The organism is Nodosilinea sp. E11 (assembly GCF_032813545.1).
GTDB lineage: Bacteria > Cyanobacteriota > Cyanobacteriia > Phormidesmidales > Phormidesmidaceae > Nodosilinea.
Genome location: NZ_CP136520.1, coordinates 5242285 through 5262005 on the forward strand (window position 1 = coordinate 5242285; position 19721 = coordinate 5262005).

The following is a 19721-nucleotide window of genomic DNA, read 5'->3' on the forward strand; positions in this document are numbered from 1 at the left end:
TCATGAGGTCTCTGGGTGATCTGGCTTGATTCTGCTATCTAGCGAATGGGTGTTTAGGCCGCTACGGGTGCTTGAGGAGCTTTGACTAGTTGGCCATACTGTTCGCAGAAAAAACGAACACATTCAGGGGCCAAATCGATGACGGCTTCATCGTAGGCACCTGTTTCGGGATTGGGCCAAATCAGGGCATAGTCACCTTTGACAAACTGAAAGCGCTCTTGGTCTCTCAGGGGCAGCAGCGCTTGACCTGGGTTTTCTTCAACTAACAGGAGGTAGAAGTCGAGGTCGTAGATGCTGATGTCCAGGTCTTCCTCAAACCAAAGCCTGAGCCAATAACCATTGAGATATTCAGCTTTGAGGAGGCCTCTTTCGTTTGAGTTTTGCCAATAGGCTTCGTCTTTAGCTAACGCTTGCCAAGCTTCCCATTTCATGACGATTTACCCCACAATTTCAACGGGTTGATTATTCATGGCGTTTTGCCACTGCTCTAGCAATGCGGCTTCATGGGCTTCTACCCAGGCCTCAATCAGTCGCTTTAGTTTCGGTGGTAGCGGCTTGCCTGGAGTCATCCATTGTCGTGTGCTGATTTCAATACGATAGCTCCTGTAATCATTTTGATACTTAATGTGGACATGGGGAGGAGCGTGATCGTTATAGTTCATTAGGACGACCAGAAGGCCTCGATCGAAGGGATGGGAAACGGGTGGCATTGATTTGGTGGAAGGGTCTGATTCAACAGGTTTAGCTACCCTAAGCCCAAAAGGTGCGAAGCTGGGCCAAAAATCTGAAATGGGTCTGGCATCTCAATTGTTGAGACCTGCCATGAAATCATCCGCTCACACCTGCCTTATACCCAATCCTGCTTGGTTACCCCTGGTACCTCTGGGCGCATGCGATGCGCTCCTACAGTTTGGCCTTTTAGAAATCGGGGTTATGCAAGTATCTTCTTTCCCAGAAACTTCCTAAAAGCGCAAACCTGCGTCCAATGCCTGGGAGGGTTGCCCTCAACCCTTGCACCATCACCTGCTGCCCGATTGCCCAAAATCTTCTCAGCGGCGGGCGAGGTTCCCTCGGAAGAAAGACGCAAACCGTCGAGCCAATCAGCTATCTTCAGCACACCGGTTTCTACTGGCATCGATAGATCGGTTGGTTTGACCGGCAGATCTATAGAGGATGAAAACTTGCTCAGCTTGTCGTTGGCGATCCCTTACTACCTTGAATCGGCTTGCCAGACGTAGACAATTCTGACAAAAAAAACTCAAGGATTTTGCTTTCTCTTGAGAGCACATGCCCTGTCTCCCTACGTGAAGATATCTTCTTTTCCAGATATCTTCTTGCTTTTAACTTGACTTCTTATCGCCGGATATTCTAACCAACAACCATGAAAGCTTCTTCGATCGTACCGCTGCTGAAAGAGACCGTTGCCGAGTGGATGGAGGACAAGGTTTCTCGGCTGGCGGCAGCGCTGGCCTATTTCACCATCTTTTCGATCGCGCCGCTGCTGATTATTGCAATTTCAGTAGCGGCAATCTTTTTTGGCGAAGAGGCGGCTCAGGGGCAAATTGTGGGGCAAATTCAGGGGTTGATGGGCCAGGAGGGAGCCGACGCCATCGAGAGTATGATCGCCAACGCCAACCAGATGGAAGGCGGGGTGATTGCCAGTATCATCGGCATTGTGATTCTGCTATTTGGGGCCTCGGGGGTGTTTGGGCAACTGCAAGATGCCCTCAATACCATTTGGGAAGTCGCCCCCAAGCCCGGACAGGGGATCGCTACCTTTCTTCGCTCTAGGTTTTTGTCTTTCGGGATGGTGCTGGTGATTGCCTTTTTGCTGCTGGTGTCCTTGGTGCTCAGTGCAGTGATCGTTGGCGTCAGCAGCTACATGACGACGGTGATGCCAAGCCTAGGGGTGGTGGCAGAAGGGATTAACTTTATTGTCTCTTTTGGGGTGATTACGCTGTTGTTTGCCCTGATCTATCGGGTGTTGCCCGATGTCGAGATCGCCTGGGGAGATGTTTGGATTGGGGCCGCATTTACAGCGTTTCTCTTTACTATTGGGCGCACGCTGATTGGCCTATACCTGGGCAATGCGGCGGTGGGGTCGGCCTACGGTGCTGCTGGTTCTCTGGTGGTGCTCTTGATTTGGATCTTTTACTCGGCGCAGATTTTGCTGTTTGGGGCAGAGTTTACCCAGGTGTATGCCCGACGCTACGGCTCCCACATTCGCCCGGCCTCCTTTGCGGTGTCGCTGACTGACGAGGATCGGGTACAGCAGGGAGTGCCCCGGTCTGAGTATGTAGAGGCGATCGCCGATCGGGAGGGTACTGGCCAGGATGCCCGCCCTCTTGCCCTCGAGGAATCTGAGGCACGGCCCGCAATGGCTACCCCGCAACAACGTGCCCCAGAGCCTGCCTCGCAGCGGCCATCGCCGCCCCTAGCAATGGTAGTGGTAGGAGCTATGGCCACTATCGTGGAGGCCCTACGCCACCCCAACCGTCGATCGCAGAGTCGTCGCCCAGAGAACCGGCACCCAGAAGGCCAGCGCCAGAAGGGCCGCCGGTAATCTTGTTCTATAACGGGGGATGGCAGTATGCCTGATTAGGTCAAGACGGGCCAGAGGCCCATCCCACAAGAGGGTAGCCCGTTGATCCCTTGAGGATCTCTGATACTGAATCCTGAACGAATACCCCCGATTTGTAGGGGCGTAGCATGCTACGCCCCTACGGGGTCCCTGGATTATGAATCGGGGTTGTCTGACTCGGATTTGGTATGAGACACTCTTGTGGGATAGCCCTTCCGGCGGTCCACTTTGCAGCGACCGCGAAATCTACCAGGTTCGGCCGCAGTGCTCCGCCCATAGACGAAGGCTTGGGGGGTGGTGAAGCGGCGGGCGACCAGGGGGAGCAATCAGTCACCCCTAAGAAATAGTCGATCATTTCTTAGGTTAAAATGACTCTATGCTGAATATGACGTGGGAATTCAAGCTAGAGCCAACTGCCGAGCAGGTTTCAGGGATTGAGGACATCCTAGATGTGTGTCGCAATGTCTGGAACTTTGCGCTGCGGGAACGTAAAGACTGGCTGGATTCTCGCAAGTCTCCGGTAAATGCATGTTCGATTCGGCAGGAGTTTATTCTGCCAGTCGATGCACCATTTCCTAACTATGCTCGTCAGTGCAAGTCGCTGACGGCAGCGAAAGCGGCATTCCCCCGGCTCAAGACTGTCAACGCCCAGGTCCTCCAGCAGGTCATTAGAAAGCTGGAAGCCTCCTGGGAGTCGTGGCGGTTGAAGCGGTCGGGGTTCCCTCGGTTCAAAAAGCCAAACCGGATGCGGTCTTTTTCTTTCCCTCAGATGCTCAAGCACTGCATCACACCAGCGGGGATTAAGCTGCCTCAACTAGGGTTGGTGAAGGTGCGCTGGTCGCGGGAGATCCCGGACCGCTTCGAGGTGAAACAGGCCCGGATCGTCCGCAAGGCATCGGGCTATTTCGTCATGCTTAGCCTCCAGGCTGATGTTGCTATTCCCGCCACGATGCCCCATGGACATCCGGTGGGGATTGATGTTGGACTGGAATACTTTCTCTCAACGTCTGATGGAGAGCAGGTCAAGCGACCTCGCTTTTTCAATGAACTGCACCGCAAGCTGAAATTGCTGCAACGCAGGTTAAAGAGGAAGCAGAAGGGGTCAGCTCACTGGCTGAAGCTCCAGAAGAGGATTGGGAGAGTCCATCAACGCATTGCCGACACGCGCAAAGACTGGCATTTTAAGCTGGCTTATCACCTCTGTGACGAGGCAGGGATGGTGTTTGTCGAAGATCTCGACTTCCGCATCATGGCCAAAGGGATGCTGGGTAAGCACATGCTAGACGCTGGGCTGGGTCAATTTACGAACCAAGTCCTGCCCTGGGTGTGCGTTAAGCGCGATGTGTTTTACGGCAAGGTTGAGGCACGGGGCACTAGCCAAGAGTGTCCTGATTGCAGGGCAGAGGTACGCAAAGACCTCTCAACCCGGATTCATCACTGCCACAACTGCGGGTCAATTAAGCCCCGTGATGTGGCAGCGGCTCAAGTTATTTCTGCCCGTGGGCAACGGGTGGTCGAAATTGCCTGTGGAGTCGAGGCGGCGGGGGCTGAGGTCACTCAGTCTAGCTGGCTGGCTGTGAAGCAGGAAATCTTTGGGGCGACTCAAGGAATCACCACCCATATCGCCTAGCGATTGGGTGGTGAGGATGTCAATTCCAGCCAGCGCGATCGGTGATGCGCAGGGCCTCGGGGTTGTTGCGGCCAAACACAGAGGCATTGAGGGTATCAGCTTTAAACTCGCCAAAGCCTGCTACCACAGAGTCGATCGCCACGCCTTCTACGACCGGGTACTCGTTGTTGCTCTCGGCAAAGATGCGCTGGGCCTCGGGGCTAGACAGATACTCCAAGAACCGCACAGCAGCGGCGGCGTTAGGGGCTGTTTTGAGCACCCCGGCCCCGCTGATATTGACGTGGGTACCGCGATCGTCCTGGTTAGGGAAAAACACCCCAATGGCTTCAGCAACGGCCTGATCTTCGGCTTTGTCAGACTTGATCAGGCGGGCCAGGTAGTAGGTATTGGAGATGGCAACATCGCCCAGCCCGGCAGCAACGGCTTTGATCTGGTCGGTGTCGCCCCCCTGGGGGTCGCGGGCAAAGTTGGCTACCAGGCCCCGAGCCCAGGCCTCGGTGTCGGCCTCGCCGTGGGCAGCAATCATGGAACCCACCAGCGACTGACTGTAGATGTTGGTGGAACTGCGGGTCAAAATGCGCCCACGCCATTTGGGGTCTACCAGGTCTTCGTAGGTGGAGAGGTCGGCGGGGTCAACGGTGGCCTTGTTGTACATCAGCACCCGCGCCCGCTGGGTGAGGCCAAACCACAGCCCGTCGGGATGGCGCAGATTTTCGGGGATAGCGGCGCTCAGCACTGCCGAAGAAACCGGTTGGAAGAGATCTTCCTGTTCTGCCCGCCAGAGGCGACCGGCATCGACGGTCATCAGCAGGTCGGCGGGGCTGTTTTGCCCTTCACTCTTGATCCGCTCGATGAGCTGGTCGGCCTCGGCCTCAACTACATTGACCCGAATGCCCGTAGCGGCACGAAAGCCTTCGTACAGCTGGTCGTCGGTGTCGTAGTGGCGCGACGAGTACAGGTTGACGACTGACCGTCGGCCAAAGCCAAACTGAGCGTTGGCGGGGCGCTGGCGAAGAGAGCCCAGGGCCACGGCGGTGGCGGCGGCACCCGCCCCTAAAAATGCGCGTCGTTTCAATGTCATCGGGTGTTACCTCAAAAGTTTTAAGCCCGCTGGGCAAGGCCAGGGCTAAATGAAATCAGATTGTATTCTACCCCCTTATTGACATTTTCTCTTGATAAAGATGCCACTGGCTTTGATCATGGGGCCAGGGGGGCTAGGGAGGCGTTTCAACTTTCTAACACACACCTAGCCGAAAAGGACTCTAGGGAATGGGCTTGAGCCTATGGGGCATTGGCTTTAGAATGGGGGCAAAGAGTAATCAGTCCTGTTAGGGCCTGAGCTACCGCGATCGCAACTTTTCGACAATGACTCCTAGATTAGCCCCCTCACCTTTTCCCTTTCGCCGTCTACTGTTGCCCCGGCGAAAATCGGCGCGATCCTGGCTTGGGCTGCTGTGCGTTGCGGCCTCGCTAGGAGTTCACGGGGTGCTGCTGGCCCTGGTCATGCCTGGCCAAGAGTCAGCCCCTCAGCCCCCAGCGCCCCCGGCTGAGACTTTGCCGCCGCCCAACGATGTAGCGGTAACGGTGCTGCCGAGATCAGAGGCGGTGGCCCCGCCGTCCGAGGCTCCGCCTGCGCCCGCTGTTGCCCCACCGGCACCTACTGCCCCGGTGGCACCTACCGCCGCTGCGCCTGCGGCCGTGGCCCCACCTGAAGCTGTGGTTCCGCCCGAGACCCCCGCTGCCCTTGCCCCTGCCGTCGCACCTCCCCCGGCAACGCTAGAGCCCGAACCCCCGGCCCCCTTCGCCGACTTTCCCCACCTGGCTGGAGCCCAGGCCACCTGCCCAGGGTTGGCCACCTGCTGGCGTAGCCCGGTGAGCAGCAGCTGGCGCACCGCCGCTGGCGACCTGCAAGATCGCCTAGAGGCCCAGGGCTACCGACTCAGCAATGTCACTGGTGAAGTGTTAGCGATTGACTCGGGGGTAAGGGTCTACGCCGTCAGCAAGGCGGGCGAACCCGACTATTTTTTGAACCTGGTTTCGGTAAGTGATGGGGTGCTCTACACCATGACCCCTGAACCGATGACGACAGAGCAGGTGTTAGCGTTGCAGCGATCGTGATGGCGATCGCCGCTCCAGGCCCCAAGGCGATCGCTCTCGATTCTGAGATATAGCCATGATCACCTGGGTTAGGACATCTAGAAGCCCGACGAACGTTTGAACGTTCAAACGTTCTTAAAGGAGATGTCTTAATCAGGCTGGCCACAGTCATAACTGGTGTATCGTGGTCGGTGAAACTGTGGCCTAGGGGCCTGGTTCCGTTGATGCGATGAGGAATGGCTGTGCACCCTGCTATGTTGTCTTGGCTGGCAATGCCCCTCGGTGTGCTTTCGGTACTGTTGGGCGTGAGAGACCCCCTGCCCCTGCATGTGTCTGGGCTAAACCCCGCTGCCCTACAGGTGCAGTGGCAGTCGCCGTGGATAGAGGGGTTGGCCCGCGACCCGGTGGTCGATGCGATCGTGGCTCAGTACGTAGAAGGGCTGCGGCGGCAGGGGTGGTCGGTGCCCGACCAGGGTATTTGGATTCAGGTGGGGCAGCGCGTGATTACTCAGCACCAGGGCGATGTGCTGATGCCCGCCGCCTCGTTGACGAAGCTGGCGACGACGCTAGCGGCTCTAGAGACCTGGCCCCTTGACCACCGTTTTGAAACCCTGGTGGGCCTAAATGGCACCGTAGAAAATGGCGTGCTCAACGGCGATCTGGTGATTCAGGGCGGCGGTGACCCGCTGTTTGTCTGGGAGGAGGGCATTGTGCTGGCCAACCGTCTGCAAACCCTGGGCATTCAACGGGTGACGGGGGATGTGTTGGTGACAGGCCCGTTCACCATGAATTTTGAGGAAGATCTCAACGGTTCGCTCAGGGCGCTCAAGCAGGTGATGTCGGCTAGCACCTGGACCTGGCAAACGCGCCAGGCCTACGGCACCCTGCCCCCTGGCACGGCTCAACCGGCTCTTCAAATTGATGGTGGTGCCCGGTGGGTACCGCCCGCCGACCTCAACAATGTAGCGGTGAATTGGGTGGTGCGGCACCAGTCGCTACCGCTGGTGGCTATTCTCAAGGCAATGAATATCTACAGCAACAATGTGATGTCGGAGCTGGTGGCCGACCTGGCGGGCGGGCCGGGGCAGGTGATGACTAAGGCCACTGCCGCCGCCGATCTGCCCGCTGGCGAAATTAGTTTGGCCAATGGGTCGGGCCTGGGCACCAATAACCAGATGTCGGCGCGGGTAGCGGTGGCCCTGACCGTAGCCATACAGAATCAACTCAACGCCCAGGGCTACTCGATCGCCGATGTGCTGCCGGTGGCAGGAGAAGACACGGGCACCTTAATCGATCGTCGCATTCCGGCGACAGCGGCCGTCAAAACGGGCACCCTAGCCGAGGTCAGCGCCCTGGCGGGGATGGTGCCCACTGCCGAGCGGGGGCCGGTGTGGTTTGCCATTATTAATAAGGGCTGGGCTCTTCCCGATCTGCGGGTGCAGCAAGACCAGCTGTTGCAGGCGATTCAGGCCCACTGGGGAATCGCCGATGCGCCCCCCGAGATGCGCACTAAGGTCCGTATGCAGACCGGGCCGTTTCGCTACGGCGACCCTAGCCGCAATCAGGTGACCCGAGAGGTGGCGTCGGAGTAGGGCGGCTGGGCATAGTGCTGGTGGAGTACTGTGGCGATCGCACGGGCTGCTCCCGGCTGACCCATGCGGCGGCGACCATTCTCGACAATGCGCTGGAGCCGGGGGCCATCGGCCAAACAGGTTTGCAGGGCCGCCCCGGCCTCGTGGGGCTGGCTGAGCAATATCACTGACGGGCCGAGCAACCGCGACTGGGCTTCGGCAAAGGCGTCGGTAAACTGGGGCCCAGGGCCAGGGAAGGTGACGACGGGCTTGCCCAAGCCCACCGCCTGTTCGGTGGCGGTACCAGCGGTGGCCAGGGCGGCATCGGCCAGGTGCAGGCATTCGGCAAAGGCATTGGTGGTGAGCACCAGCACGCCGCTGTTGCCCTGACTCCCCTGGCGCTGAAAGGTTGGAAGCTCACCCACTACAGGCTGCCAGCCCGCATCGAGCAAGCCATCTTTAAAGGCCGCCAGGTTGAGGGAGGGAGACAGAGCAGCCAGCAAGCGAATTTGCCGATTGCCAAAGGTCTCCATCACCGAGGCGATCGCACCGATCATCCGCTGCCAGTTGTCAAAGGCCTCGGGGGCGCGGGAGCCGGGTAGCAGCGCCAGGGTGAGCACCGCCGGGGCCGGGGCAAAGGTCGCAGTGAGCCGAGCCAGCTTGTCGGCGCGGGTTTCCAAATCATCCATCATCGGGTTGCCGGGGTAGAGGGCGGGCACCCCTTTCCTTTGCAAAAAATCGGTGGTGAGCTGGTCGCGGGCAAAGACTCCTTGGCAGCGGGGGTGGGCCATCAACCACCGCTCCCAGGGCACGTAGACCGAGCCCGACCAGCCCTCCAGCGGGGGGCGACCGGGCAGGCGCTGGGTTTCATCGCGCAGGTAATACTCTGATTTGGCCGTGCCGATAAAGCTGTACTCAGCCCCACTTTGCCAGGCGATCGCCAGGGGCACAATGTCGCCCACCGCCAAAATTTTGCCGCCGCTTTTGGCCCACTGGCGGGCGGTTTTGAGCTGGGCTAGGGTGAGCCCCACCAACCCCCCCCGAACATCGCGCCACAGCTGGTCGCGATCCATATAGATAAAGCCGCCGGAGGGCATAGCCTGGGTCGGGCCATGGATGGCAATGCCCGCCTTCTCGTAGGCCCTGCCTTCGCCCACAATGGGTAGGGCGGCGAGACTGGGCGCACCGGGCAACTGACGCAGTTGTTTCAAAATGCGAACCGCAATGCCGTCTTCGCCATGGCCATTGCTGATGCAGAGTAGCTTCATCGGGGGGAACTCAAGACCATTCCCAACCCTAGCAGAAATAGCCCCTTCCAGTTAAAGGGCAGACGGTCACTGATTCACCGGCCCGCGCCGATATTTTTTAAACCGCTGGCCCCGGCCTAAGCGCTTTAGCAGATCGCCCACAACGCGATCGCCGCCGGTTTGTCGATAGGCAGAAGACTCATCTTTAAGATTACGCAACCCGTGAAGATCGAAAAAGCTAAAGCCCACCTTAGAGAAAAACGGCAGCACACAAAACAGCAGTGTGTCCATGTCTTGATTAATTAATCCCAGCCCTGAAGGACCAATAATCCAAACAACAGGATAGCCAATCCATAGCACCGTAAAGTAGGTTAAAAGGCTGTCATAAAAATTCGATAACTCTGGCCCCTGTTCACGGGTTTTGGCCCGCATTGGTCCCCAAATGCCCCACATTACCACCAAGAAAGCGCCAACCCCGCAGAAATACCAAAGGTAGCGAATTTCTGGTGTCGTAGACAGATCGGCAACTAACCCGGTGACCACGACTACCACCTGAGTCCCCATCAATGAGCCAATCATCACCCAGTCTTTGGCCATGCGGTGCATCGCGGTTAGACCCAGGGCGAGCAGCAGTAACGGCGTGGTGACGACCCAGTCGATATAGCGGGCGTAGTGGGCCAACTGCCCCGCAATTTCTAACTTGCCCTGGTCAACGGCCATCGCCATATAGGCTAGACCCGACCAAATGGGGATAAAGGTCGCGATCGCATATTCATAGCGCGGCACCCCCTGGGGGTTGCGACTTAATATCAAAAAATAACTGGCCCCAGCGATCATGCCGACTACATAAATCCAGTGAAGTAGAACTTGAAAGGTCATAATTAGTCCTTTAGGGGCTTATGTTTTTAAGAAAAACTGTTTAAATCAAAATTTTTAATACAAAGCGCTGCTTAGCTTAATCACGTATGTTTATGAGCACAGCATCTAGCAAATTAAAAAATACGTGACCCCCCTAGGGGTAGAGATAGAGATGGGGCGAACCCGTGGTTGAGTGAACCAGCCGGTGCCCACCCCTACCGGAAACCCGATTAACCCACCCCTGCCCCTCCCAGGAGGGGATGCCGAAGCCCGAAACCCGATTAACCCACCCCTGCCCCTCCCAGGAGGGGATGCCGAAACCTGAAACCTGAAACTCGGGTTACCTGCTAAATCGGCAGAGCTGACTTTGCCGAGGCCACGATTCTAGGGCGGCGGTAGCTCATCAGCCGATAGGCCGAGGGAATGTAGTAGAGGGCCAGCAGCGTTGCGCCGCCGAGGCCGCCTGCGATCGCGATCGCCAGCGGTGGCCAAAAGCCAGTGGGGTCGAGCATTAGCGGCACAAAGCCAATAATGGTCGTCACCGTGGTGGCAATCACATGGCGGGTGGCGTGAAACACCACATCTTCTACCGCTTGGGGGTGACCCAGCTTGGCCTCGGGGTGTTCCCGTAGCGCCGCCAGCACCACAATCGAGTCGTTGATCGCCAGACCAATCAGCCCCAGGGTGCCAAGAATGGCGGTGAAGCCAAAGATTGAACCAAACAGCTTGAGCGCCAGGGCGGCGAGGCCCACCGCCAGCACCGCCACCGACCCAATCAGCGCCGCCAGCCCAAAGGAGTTAAACGACAGCACCAGGGTCGCGGTCATCAAAATGCCCAACACACCCACGGTGGAGAGCAAATTTCCTACCGCCGTTCCCCTGGCGTCGGCCTCGCCGCCGTACTCAATCCGGTAACCGGGGGGCAACTCAAAGCCCTGTTCATCTAGCCGAGCCTGAAAAGCGGCCAGCACCGTGCTGGGCAGCGCTCCGGCGGTGATGAAAGCCTGCACTGTATTGATCCGCTGGCCATTGCGGCGGCTGATGCTGGCGGTGTCGGGCACCAACGCTAGAGCGGCGATCGCATCGAGCGGCATCTGTCCCTGGGCGGTGACCATATCGAGGGCGGCGATCGCCCCCAGATCGCCCTGCTGTGCTCCCGGCACTCGCACCCGCACCGGAATGTCGCGGCTGCCGTCTAGCACTGAGCCGCCAGTTCTCCCATCGAGAGCGGCATTCAGCTGGCTGGCGATCGCCTGGTTGTCGAGCCCCAGACGGCGGGCCTGGGCTTCATCCACCGTGAGGGCCAGCTTGGGCAAAGCCTCCGTTAGGGTGGCGCGGGTGTGCACCACGTCGGTAACTTGGGCCAGCTCAGCGCGCAGGCGATCGCCCAGGTCTCGTAGCCCCACCAAATCTGCGCCGTAGACCCGCAGCTCAATCGGCGCGTCGAAGGGTGGCCCCTGCTCTAGCTGCTTCACCAGCACCTGGGCCTGGGGAAAGGCGGCATCTAGCTCCCCTTGCAGTGCCTGGATCGTTTCTCTCAAGTGATCGGTGCTCGCCAGTTGCACAATGCCCTGGGCGTAGTTCTGGGCATTGCGGCGGTTGTCGAGCACGTTGTAGAAAAAGGGTGGCGCGCTGCGGCCCATAAACCAGTGGATATCCTCAACGTCGGGATGCTGAAGCGCCAGTTCTCTCGCCTGGCGAATCTGAGTCTGGGTAGCAGCAAGGGACGTCTGAGTGGGCAACTCAAACTCAATTTGAAACTGGTTGCGGTTGGTCGGCGGAAAGAATTGCTGGGGCAGGGTGGCAAACACCGCAAAGCCCATCACTGGCAGCATGAGCGATAGGCCAACCCCTAACCAGGGCCGCCGAAACGCTGTCCCTAGTGTCCACCGATAGCCATTGGCCAGGGCGTCGTTGGCAAAGCCGGAGTGCCACCAGCCCCAGCGCAAGGGCAGCGGGTTCCACTGGTGCAGCCGCCCTACCAGCGACACAATCACCGTCAGCGACAGGGCCAGCGAACTCAGCAGCGCCAAAATTACCGTCAGGCCAATGGTGCCGATAAACTCGCCCACGCCCCCTGGCGACAGGGCAATGGGAATAAAGGCCAGCACTGTCGTTAGGGTCGAAGCCAGCAGCGGCACCAGCAAATGGCGCACGGTCTCGGCCACCGCCTCGCCCGGCAAAATACCCTGGCGCAGCCGCCCCTGCACCTCGTCTACCACAATGATGGCGTTGTCGATCAGCAGCCCCAGGGCGATAATCACCCCCGTCACCGACATTTGGTGCAGCGGTATCCCCAGCACCTTCATGGTGCCAAACACCATCAGTGTCGTGAGCGGCAGGGCCAGCCCTACCAGCAGGGCCGACTTCCAGCCCAAAATTAGCAGCGAGACGCCAATCACCAGCAGCGAACCCAAAATTAGGTTGCTCACCACCCCATTCAGCCGCTGCTGCACATACTGGCTCTGGTCGAGCACGATTTGCAGATCCAGCCCTGCCGGCAGCTCGGCGCGAAAAGCATCCAGCACTGTCTTCGCCTGCACGGCCCACTGGTCAACCCGCTGAGCCGACTCGACTTTGGCCGAGAGGGCGATCGCTCCATGCCCATTCACCAGGGCCAGATCGCTGGGCGGGTCTTGTACCGCTTTGGTAACGGTGGCGATGTCTCCCAGTCGCGCCACCTGGCCTTCGCCCCCCGCTGCGATTGGGATAGCGCGAATCTGCTCTAGGGTGCTGAGGCTGCTGTTCACCTCCAGCAGAAATTCCGTACTGTCGCTGCGAAACTGCCCCGCCGCCACCTTGGCATCGCTGGCGGCAATTTGCTGGGAGAGGGCCGCCGCTGACAGCCCCAGCCGCGACAGTTCCGTCATCGCTATATCTACCCGAATTTCTTCGTCGGGTTCGCCAAAGATCTCCACTGTCTCGGTGCCGGGAATCGCCCGCAGGCGATCTTCCAGCACCGCCGCCATCCGCCCCAAAATCGCGTAGTTGGGTGCGTCGTCCCGCGTCCAGGTGAGGCCCACGATCAGGGCGCTAGCCTTAGTCGAGCTGTCGGCGTACTCGGGCACCGTGGCCTCGGCGGGTAGCTCTGGCACCGCGTCATCTACCTTGCTGCGCACCTTGGCCCACACCGAGTCTACCTCGGCGATCGTGTCTTTGAGCTCGATGGTGATCACCGAAATGCCACTGCCCGAGGTCGATCGCAGCGACTCAATTTCCTCTAGCTCAAACAGCTGATCCTCGATCTTCTCCGTCACCAGGGTCTCGACCCGCTCCGGTGTTGCCCCCGGTAAGAATGTGGTGACACGGGCAAACCGCTGCACAATCTCCGGGTCTTCGAGGCGTGGCAGGGTGATAAACGCCGACAGCCCCCAGACGACGATCAGCACCAGAGTGAGCAAGAGAAGCTGGCGGTTGCGGTAGAAGAGGTTCATGGGAGAGGAGGGGGGTGGATGGGTGGGGGGTGGATTGAGGCTGGAATGGCTTCAGACCCCCAGGGCACGGCGGGTTTGACTGCCGACAATGCCATCGACGGTTAACCTTCGGTTGGTCTGAAACTGACGCACGGCGCGATCGGTATCGGGGCCAAACACGCCGTCGGGGATCAGCGGAAACCCGGCGCGGGCCAGGGCCTGCTGCACGAGCCGCACATCGTCGCCTCGGGTGAAGGGGGTGGCGAGGCGCAGTACGCGAATGTGGGTCGGGGTGCTGGGGGCCGGTGGCATGGGGGCCGGTGGTGTAGGGGCCGGTGGTGTGGGAGCCGGTGGCGGGGTAGAGGGCTGATTTTGCAGTCTGGCCCAGGTCTGCGGCCCCACAATGCCGTCGGCGATCAGGCCTCGGTTGGTCTGAAACTGGCGCACGGCGCGATCGGTGGCGGGGCCAAAAATGCCGTCGGCGGTGACGGCAATGCCCGCCCTCGTCAACCCTTGCTGAACGGTCCGCACGTCTTCGCCGGTCGTAAAGGGGTTGGTGAGGCGCAGCAGCCGATTGGGCGGCGGGGTTGGTGGAGTGGGTGGGGTAGGTGGGGTGGGCTGCCGCTGGAGCAAGGCCCAAGTTTGGGGGCCAACAATGCCATCGGCGACCAGATTCTGCGATCGCTGAAATTGCTCTACGGCCTGTCGGGTGTCGGGGCCAAACAGGCCGTCAGCGGTGATCGTAGCTCCCCAGCGCCGCAGCGCCTCTTGCACCTGTTGCACATCTTCGCCGCTAGTGAGGGGGTTGGTGAGGGCCAGCAACCGCGAACCTGGAGCCGGTGGCGCTGCACTCCCCCCCCCGCCTGAGCCGCCGCCCGAGCCGCCGGTTGAGCTACCGACCGTGGGGCGATTGGCCAGGTAGGTCTGGGCCTCACGGCTGAGTCTAGAGCCGGGTACGGGGGTGCGCCCGCCCGCCAGGTAGCGCTGGCCCGCTGTGCTCAGAGCTACCCCTGGGGTGCCCGCCAGAAACACATTGGCCTCCGAGAGACGGCGGCGCAGTAACCCCTCTTCCACATTGGTGCCGGGGTTGCGGTAAAGAATCAGTGCTGCCTCAATGTTGTTCCACTCCTGGTTGCGCAGCACCCGCGAGATGGTCTCAAAGCCGCTGGCCCCGTAGAACCGCGCCCCCAGGTTGTAGGCAAAGCTGAGAATCGCCCCCTGCTGGTTTTCGTTCAGGGTGTTCCAGCCGGGGATGTTGCGCTGGGGCGGTAGGTAGGAGTTGGCGGCCTGGGCCAGCAGCAGGTCGTCGGCCTCTTGGCGGGTGATGCGATCGCCCAGCTTAAAGGGCTGACCATTTTTATCGCGGGTTGACCCCCAGCCAATGGTAATGGGCAAATTCCCGGTCTTGGGATCTGGGTAGGCTTGCAGGCTCAAGCCCTCAAAGGTTTTGATCAGGTCGAGACCTGGTGTGGGCACCCCGGCCATAGTGATTTCCTCGCTGAATAAGTCGTCAGAACTTAACGCAAGTGTATCGACTCTGGCCGTGGCCGCAATTCTGGTCGCAGCTCTGGCGGTGACAAATACTGGCATGGGGATAGGGGGCATGGCGGGAATAGTGTGAAAGCGCAGGCGCTTGCGCCCCTACAGGGAAACATTGACAGCCTGGCCAGGCACGACTCGGTGGGTACCACTGCTAATGACGCGATCGCCCGTTTCTACTAGCCCCTGCACCAGCACCCGCTCCCCTTCGGTGTGCAGCAGTTCCACCGGCTGGCGGGCCACGGTGTAGGTGGCGGCACTCTCTTCACCCCGCGCCACATACACCGACCACAGCCCCTGCTCCCCCTGCACCAGGGCGGTGGAGGGCAGCCAGAATCCGGCGGTGGGCTGGGTGTCTGTGAGCACGAGCCGAGCGGTTTGGCCTAGGGTGAGATCGGCGGCGGTGTCTAGCGTTAGCACGGCGGTGACGGTGCGGCTGGTGGTCTCTAGCTCGGGCAGCAGGGCGGTGACGGTGGCAGAAAATCGGCGGCTACCCATTTCAACGGTTTGAGTGCTGCCGAGGGGCAGGCGATCGGCGACTTCTGCGGGTAGGCCGATGCGGGCTTCGGTCGCGCCGCCTTCGGTGAGTTGCAGCACGGGCTGGCCACCGCTGACTACCATGCCTTCATCGACCGGGCGATCGCTAATTCGCCCCCCAAAGGGAGCCGTGATCACAGCCTTGGACAGATCCACATCCACCGCTTGAATGGCCGCCTCTAGCTGACTAACGCGAGCTACCTGGGCGGCGATCTGCTCGGGGCGAGTACCGGCTAGCAGTTCGTCTAGCTCGCTCTGGGCCTGGGCTAGACGGTTGGTGAGTGCCCCGGTGCCAAAGGTCTGCTGGTCGAGTTCTTCACGGGAAATTGCGCCGCGCTGGTAGAGGTCGGCTCGGCGATCGCGCTGGGCGGTTGAGAGGGCCAGCTGCTGCTCCAGATCGCCGACCGCTGCTTGGGCAGCGGCAATCGACTGCTGGCGCGGGCCATTCTGCAACTCGCTCAGGGTGGCGACGGCCTGGTCACGCTGAGCCACTAGCTGCTGGCGCTGGGTGGCTAAACTGCGGGTGTCGAGACGCGCCAGGGGCTGCCCGGCCTCGACGCGATCGCCCGCTTTGACCAACACTGCCACCACCGTGCCGCCCTGCTCAAACCCCAGAGCACTGCTGCGCTGGGCGACAATCTCACCCGTGTACTGGCGTTCGACGGTGTAAGACTCTACCGGGGTCAGCGCTACCACTTCCACCGGAAGTAGCGCAGCAGCGGGAGCGGGGGCGGCGGGCTGAGTGACCTGGCGCATGCCCACGACCACCGCTAGCGGCAGAGTGGCCAGGGGTACCAGCCACCAGCGACGCAGCCGCAGTCGCCAACGTCGGGGCTTTTTGAGGTTGCCAACCGACTTGATCTCGGGTTTGGCGGGCAGCGTTTTGGTCGGCAGAGAATCGATAGCAGCGGGAGAAGCGGGAGCGTCGGTCATGACGGCACCATATAGATAGAACGTGACTTGAGTGCAGTGAGTACACCGCCGAGGCGGCTTGGGCAGAATGCCCCATCTAAAATCGGTTGAATAAAAGTTTTACGCTTGGGCCACAGGGCACTATGTACAACTAGTCTGTATTCAATAAGTAGATATTCAATTTGTTGTGTACCATGCCCAAAGACTATACTCAAATAGTTGAGTATGTCAACAGCGCTCCCTCAAGCGACCTAATTGCGCGACTCATAGCCCTCAAAGCCTGAGTTAGAACAGCCCCAAAATCCTAGGATTCAAGGGCTATGGGCATGTTTTCCACCCTTCACCCTTCACCCTTCACCCTTCACTCTTCACCCTTCACTTCTCGCTCTTTTGCTATATGGCCCTGTCCCACACGATTTTGGCGGTCTTGTCTCATCAGCCCTACAGCGGCTACGACATCAGCAAGCGTTTTGAAGAGAGCGTTAGCTGCTACTGGCAAGCTAGCCAGCAGCAGATCTACCGCGAGCTGAGCAAAATGGAGCACCAGGGCTGGGTGACCTACGAGACTGTGCCCCAGGCGGGCAAGCCCGACAAAAAGATTTACAGCATCACCGAGGCGGGTAAGGGCGAACTCGTCCGCTGGTACAGTGCCCCCACCGAACCCACCCCCATCCGCGAAGATCTGCTGGTTAAGGTGCTGGCCGCCCCCTTTGTATCTGATGGGCTGCTGGTGCAAGAACTCCACCGTCGCCGCCAGCTGCACAGCGAAAAGTGGGCCAATTACCAGGCCAAGGCCGAGCTCTACGGCGCGATCGCAGATCCACCCAAAATGGAGCAGTTTCGCTACCTCACCCTGCGCCGAGGTCTGCGCTACGAACAAGACTGGATCGACTGGATCGACGAAGTGTTGGATTTTTTAAAGCAGGCCAAGGCTTAGCTCGACTTCATGCCTGGGAGCCTAAGCAGGACAGAGGTAACCGTCCTTTATCCCCGGTTCTTAGGGCCAAATCGTGCCCGTGGGACGGCAGTGGCTAAACACCTCGTGCCAACTCACCACCTGGCCAATCACCGCGATCGCAGGGGCCTCAAACCCTGTCTCGGCCACCTGGACCACAATGGTCGCCAGGGTGCCGATCAGCGTTTCTTGCTGAGGGTAGGTGCCCCAGCGAATTAGCGCCACCGGGGTTTCGGGGCTGAGCTCGGCGGCCAGCAGTTCGGCAGTAATCGTGCCCAGGTTGTGAATGCCCATGTAGACCACAATGGTTTCAGACCCCTGGGCCAAGGCCCGCCAGTTGACCCTGGGGCGATACTTGCCTGCGGCCTCGTGGCCCGTCACAAAGGTTACCGAAGAACTCTGACTCCGGTGGGTAACCGGAATGCCTGCGTAGGCTGGCACCGCCACCCCAGCGGTAATCCCCGGCACCACTTCCACTTCAATGCCAGCCGCCACTAGGGCTGCCATTTCTTCGCCGCCGCGCCCAAATACAAAGGGGTCGCCCCCCTTCAGGCGCACCACCACAGCATGCTCTTGGGCTTGGTCAATAATCAGATGGTTGATTTCATCTTGGCCGAGGGAGTGACGACCCCGCCGCTTGCCCGCATCAAGCACCACTGCCTGGGGGTTGACCATCGCCAAAATTGGGGCGCTGACCAAAGCATCGTGAATCACCACATCGGCACATTCTAGTAACCCCTTACCCCGCAGCGTAAACAACCCTGGGTCACCAGGGCCTGCGCCTACTAAATAGACTTTGCCGTAGGAGTAGCCCTCTGCGGGCCTAGAATCTGCCGACACCATAAGCGCTGTTAAACTCAAATTCTAAAAACATCATTAAGGCAGCCACAAAAACTACCATGCTTTAGCCTACCTGTCGCCGGTTGCTATAGGAGGACTGGAGCGACCGACTTTCTACCTGGCGCTTCTTAAGACACCAGCGACGAAGGATGAGAGGACGGATAAACAGCATGCCGAAAGGCCACTCGCTGCATGGGAACCAGTGCCTGCTGCGCCTTAGGCGGCACCTGATCTAGGGCTAGATCCACCACCAATCGGGCTAGGTCGAGGGATGGCCCTAGGGGCGGTAGCAGGTGAAAGCCCATGGGGGGAAAGCGTTCGGCTAGCTCTTCAGTGAGGTGGGTAATGGCATCGGTCGTGCTACCGGCGAACAAAAAGTAGGGCAAAATGGCCACCCGCTGCACCCCACTCTGCATCTGCTGGATGACTTGAGCTTCTAGACTGGGGGCCACGGCCCAAAAGGCGGCAGTTCCACCTAGGGCTTGGGCTAGGCTACAAATCGAGTCGTTGCCCCCAGGCCGACGGCTGCCGTGGGCCAGCAAAATCAGCATTTCGGTGGTGGTCGTGCGCAGCTTGTGGTGCAACAGCCCTGGCATGCCAGGGTGGCTGCCCAGGTGGGCACATACTTCTAGGGCGAAATCGGGTAATGCCTGCTGTGCCCGTTCAACCTCAGCGGGAATGTCCTCCATCACGTGGACTCCAGCCAGCAAAAACAGCGGCACTAACCGCACCCGCTGGGCTCCGGCGGCGTGAGCACGACGGCTAAAGGTGATGATCTGCTGGTGTAGGGGCAGAGCCTCAGCTTCTAGGCAAGCCGTGCCCACCAGGGGACCGCTGACGGTTTCGGGCTGCGACACTCGGTTGCGAAAAATACCGGCTTCTGTAAAGGTCAACCCACTGGCGGCAGGGCGCAGCCCGTCGGAGGCGGTAGCTCGACGCAGGGAGGCTCCCACTCCAGCGGATCGCCGCTTGGTTTCAAGGCGGAAATCAGGGCGATCGCTAGGATGAGTACATCCGCCCCAGAGACCGGCTTCAGGCGATCGCACAAACTGAGCTAAACGCTCCATGCCCTGGCCAGGCCTGGGGTCACGGCTGCCGTGAGAGACTAACAAATAAGCTGTCGATGCAGATGCAGACACAGGCAGACCCAAGATTTATCAGCAGAATTGGACAATGGTAACTGGTACAGGTCTCAACACCCGAGTACGCTGCGGCAACGTGCGACGTTAATGGCGTCATAGTTGCAACTCAACGTCTGCGGCTTTTAGAACGGCTGCTAAGTTACTCATTATAAAGATCTTAACTAAGTCGTCTGGTATCGAATCCATCAAAAGAAGGGCAAGTTGGCCGTGGCTTGACTGAAGATCGCGATCGCCCCAGGGCTGAGCACAAGCGCCTCACGGGTAGCCTATGTGCGGCGGCCCTGTGGTAGAATAGCTTCTGGTTTTGCGGGTGTAGTTTAGTGGTAAAACCTTAGCCTTCCAAGCTAATGATGGGGGTTCGATTCCCCCCACCCGCTTAAAGTGTCATGACCGGGCGGA

At 59.6% G+C, this 19721-nt stretch carries 15 protein-coding genes and 1 tRNA gene; 6 read left to right on the top strand and 10 right to left on the bottom strand.

From position 1 onward, the window contains the following. Nucleotides 1–53 precede the first annotated feature (53 nt). Nucleotides 54–431, bottom strand: a complete 378-nt coding sequence (locus RRF56_RS25425) for a hypothetical protein (protein ID WP_317035950.1) — start codon at nucleotides 429–431, stop codon at nucleotides 54–56. 6 nt (nucleotides 432–437) lie between these two features. Continuing rightward, on the bottom strand, nucleotides 438–662 hold the full coding sequence (locus RRF56_RS25430) for a DUF4160 domain-containing protein (RefSeq protein ID WP_275334078.1): 225 nt from the start codon (nucleotides 660–662) through the stop codon (nucleotides 438–440). 719 nt (nucleotides 663–1381) lie between these two features. Here RRF56_RS25430 and RRF56_RS25435 point away from each other — a divergent pair. Continuing rightward, entirely contained in the window at nucleotides 1382–2563 is a 1182-nt protein-coding gene (locus RRF56_RS25435) for a YihY/virulence factor BrkB family protein (RefSeq protein ID WP_317035951.1), read from the top strand. Between the two features lie 394 nt (nucleotides 2564–2957). Then, nucleotides 2958–4211, top strand: coding sequence for a transposase (locus tag RRF56_RS25440; protein WP_317035952.1), 1254 nt, complete (start codon nucleotides 2958–2960; stop codon nucleotides 4209–4211). A gap of 19 nt (nucleotides 4212–4230) precedes the next feature. Here RRF56_RS25440 and RRF56_RS25445 read toward each other — a convergent pair whose 3' ends face one another. Continuing rightward, entirely contained in the window at nucleotides 4231–5292 is a 1062-nt protein-coding gene (locus RRF56_RS25445; protein WP_317035953.1) for a Fe(3+) ABC transporter substrate-binding protein, read from the bottom strand. Nucleotides 5293–5576: 284 nt separating this feature from the next. On the opposite strand from RRF56_RS25445, the gene RRF56_RS25450 reads away from it, so the two are divergent. Beyond that, nucleotides 5577–6329 (top strand): hypothetical protein, encoded by a 753-nt coding sequence (locus tag RRF56_RS25450; RefSeq protein ID WP_317035954.1) that lies wholly within the window; start codon nucleotides 5577–5579, stop codon nucleotides 6327–6329. A gap of 215 nt (nucleotides 6330–6544) precedes the next feature. Beyond that, nucleotides 6545–7900 (top strand): D-alanyl-D-alanine carboxypeptidase, encoded by a 1356-nt coding sequence (locus RRF56_RS25455; protein ID WP_317035955.1) that lies wholly within the window; start codon nucleotides 6545–6547, stop codon nucleotides 7898–7900. Here RRF56_RS25455 and RRF56_RS25460 read toward each other — a convergent pair. From RRF56_RS25460 to RRF56_RS25480, 5 genes are all read right to left on the bottom strand, one after another. Further along, a complete protein-coding gene (locus tag RRF56_RS25460; RefSeq protein ID WP_317035956.1) occupies nucleotides 7870–9147 on the bottom strand; it encodes a lipid-A-disaccharide synthase-related protein in 1278 nt (425 codons plus the stop codon). The genes RRF56_RS25455 and RRF56_RS25460 overlap by 31 nt on opposite strands. A gap of 66 nt (nucleotides 9148–9213) precedes the next feature. Beyond that, on the bottom strand, nucleotides 9214–10005 hold the full coding sequence (locus RRF56_RS25465; RefSeq protein WP_317035957.1) for a bacteriorhodopsin: 792 nt from the start codon (nucleotides 10003–10005) through the stop codon (nucleotides 9214–9216). Between the two features lie 326 nt (nucleotides 10006–10331). Continuing rightward, entirely contained in the window at nucleotides 10332–13418 is a 3087-nt protein-coding gene (locus RRF56_RS25470; protein ID WP_317035958.1) for an efflux RND transporter permease subunit, read from the bottom strand. 51 nt (nucleotides 13419–13469) lie between these two features. Further along, nucleotides 13470–15002: a peptidoglycan-binding protein gene (locus RRF56_RS25475; RefSeq protein ID WP_317035959.1), complete on the bottom strand. Its 1533-nt coding sequence runs from the start codon at nucleotides 15000–15002 to the stop codon at nucleotides 13470–13472. A gap of 36 nt (nucleotides 15003–15038) precedes the next feature. Further along, nucleotides 15039–16406 (bottom strand): efflux RND transporter periplasmic adaptor subunit, encoded by a 1368-nt coding sequence (locus RRF56_RS25480; RefSeq protein WP_317035960.1) that lies wholly within the window; start codon nucleotides 16404–16406, stop codon nucleotides 15039–15041. Nucleotides 16407–16782: 376 nt separating this feature from the next. On the opposite strand from RRF56_RS25480, the gene RRF56_RS25485 reads away from it, so the two are divergent. Then, a complete protein-coding gene (locus RRF56_RS25485) occupies nucleotides 16783–17322 on the top strand; it encodes a PadR family transcriptional regulator (protein WP_317035961.1) in 540 nt (179 codons plus the stop codon). A 60-nt stretch (nucleotides 17323–17382) separates the two neighbouring features. Here the strand turns inward: RRF56_RS25485 and cobA are convergent, their stop codons facing one another. Together cobA and RRF56_RS25495 are read right to left on the bottom strand one after the other, a co-directional pair. After that, nucleotides 17383–18183, bottom strand: coding sequence for a uroporphyrinogen-III C-methyltransferase (cobA, locus tag RRF56_RS25490; protein ID WP_317035962.1), 801 nt, complete (start codon nucleotides 18181–18183; stop codon nucleotides 17383–17385). Between the two features lie 125 nt (nucleotides 18184–18308). Next, nucleotides 18309–19319, bottom strand: coding sequence for a sirohydrochlorin chelatase (locus tag RRF56_RS25495; RefSeq protein WP_317035963.1), 1011 nt, complete (start codon nucleotides 19317–19319; stop codon nucleotides 18309–18311). Nucleotides 19320–19628: 309 nt separating this feature from the next. Here RRF56_RS25495 and RRF56_RS25500 point away from each other — a divergent pair. Beyond that, a tRNA-Gly gene (locus tag RRF56_RS25500) sits at nucleotides 19629–19699 on the top strand. Nucleotides 19700–19721: the final 22 nt, after the last annotated feature.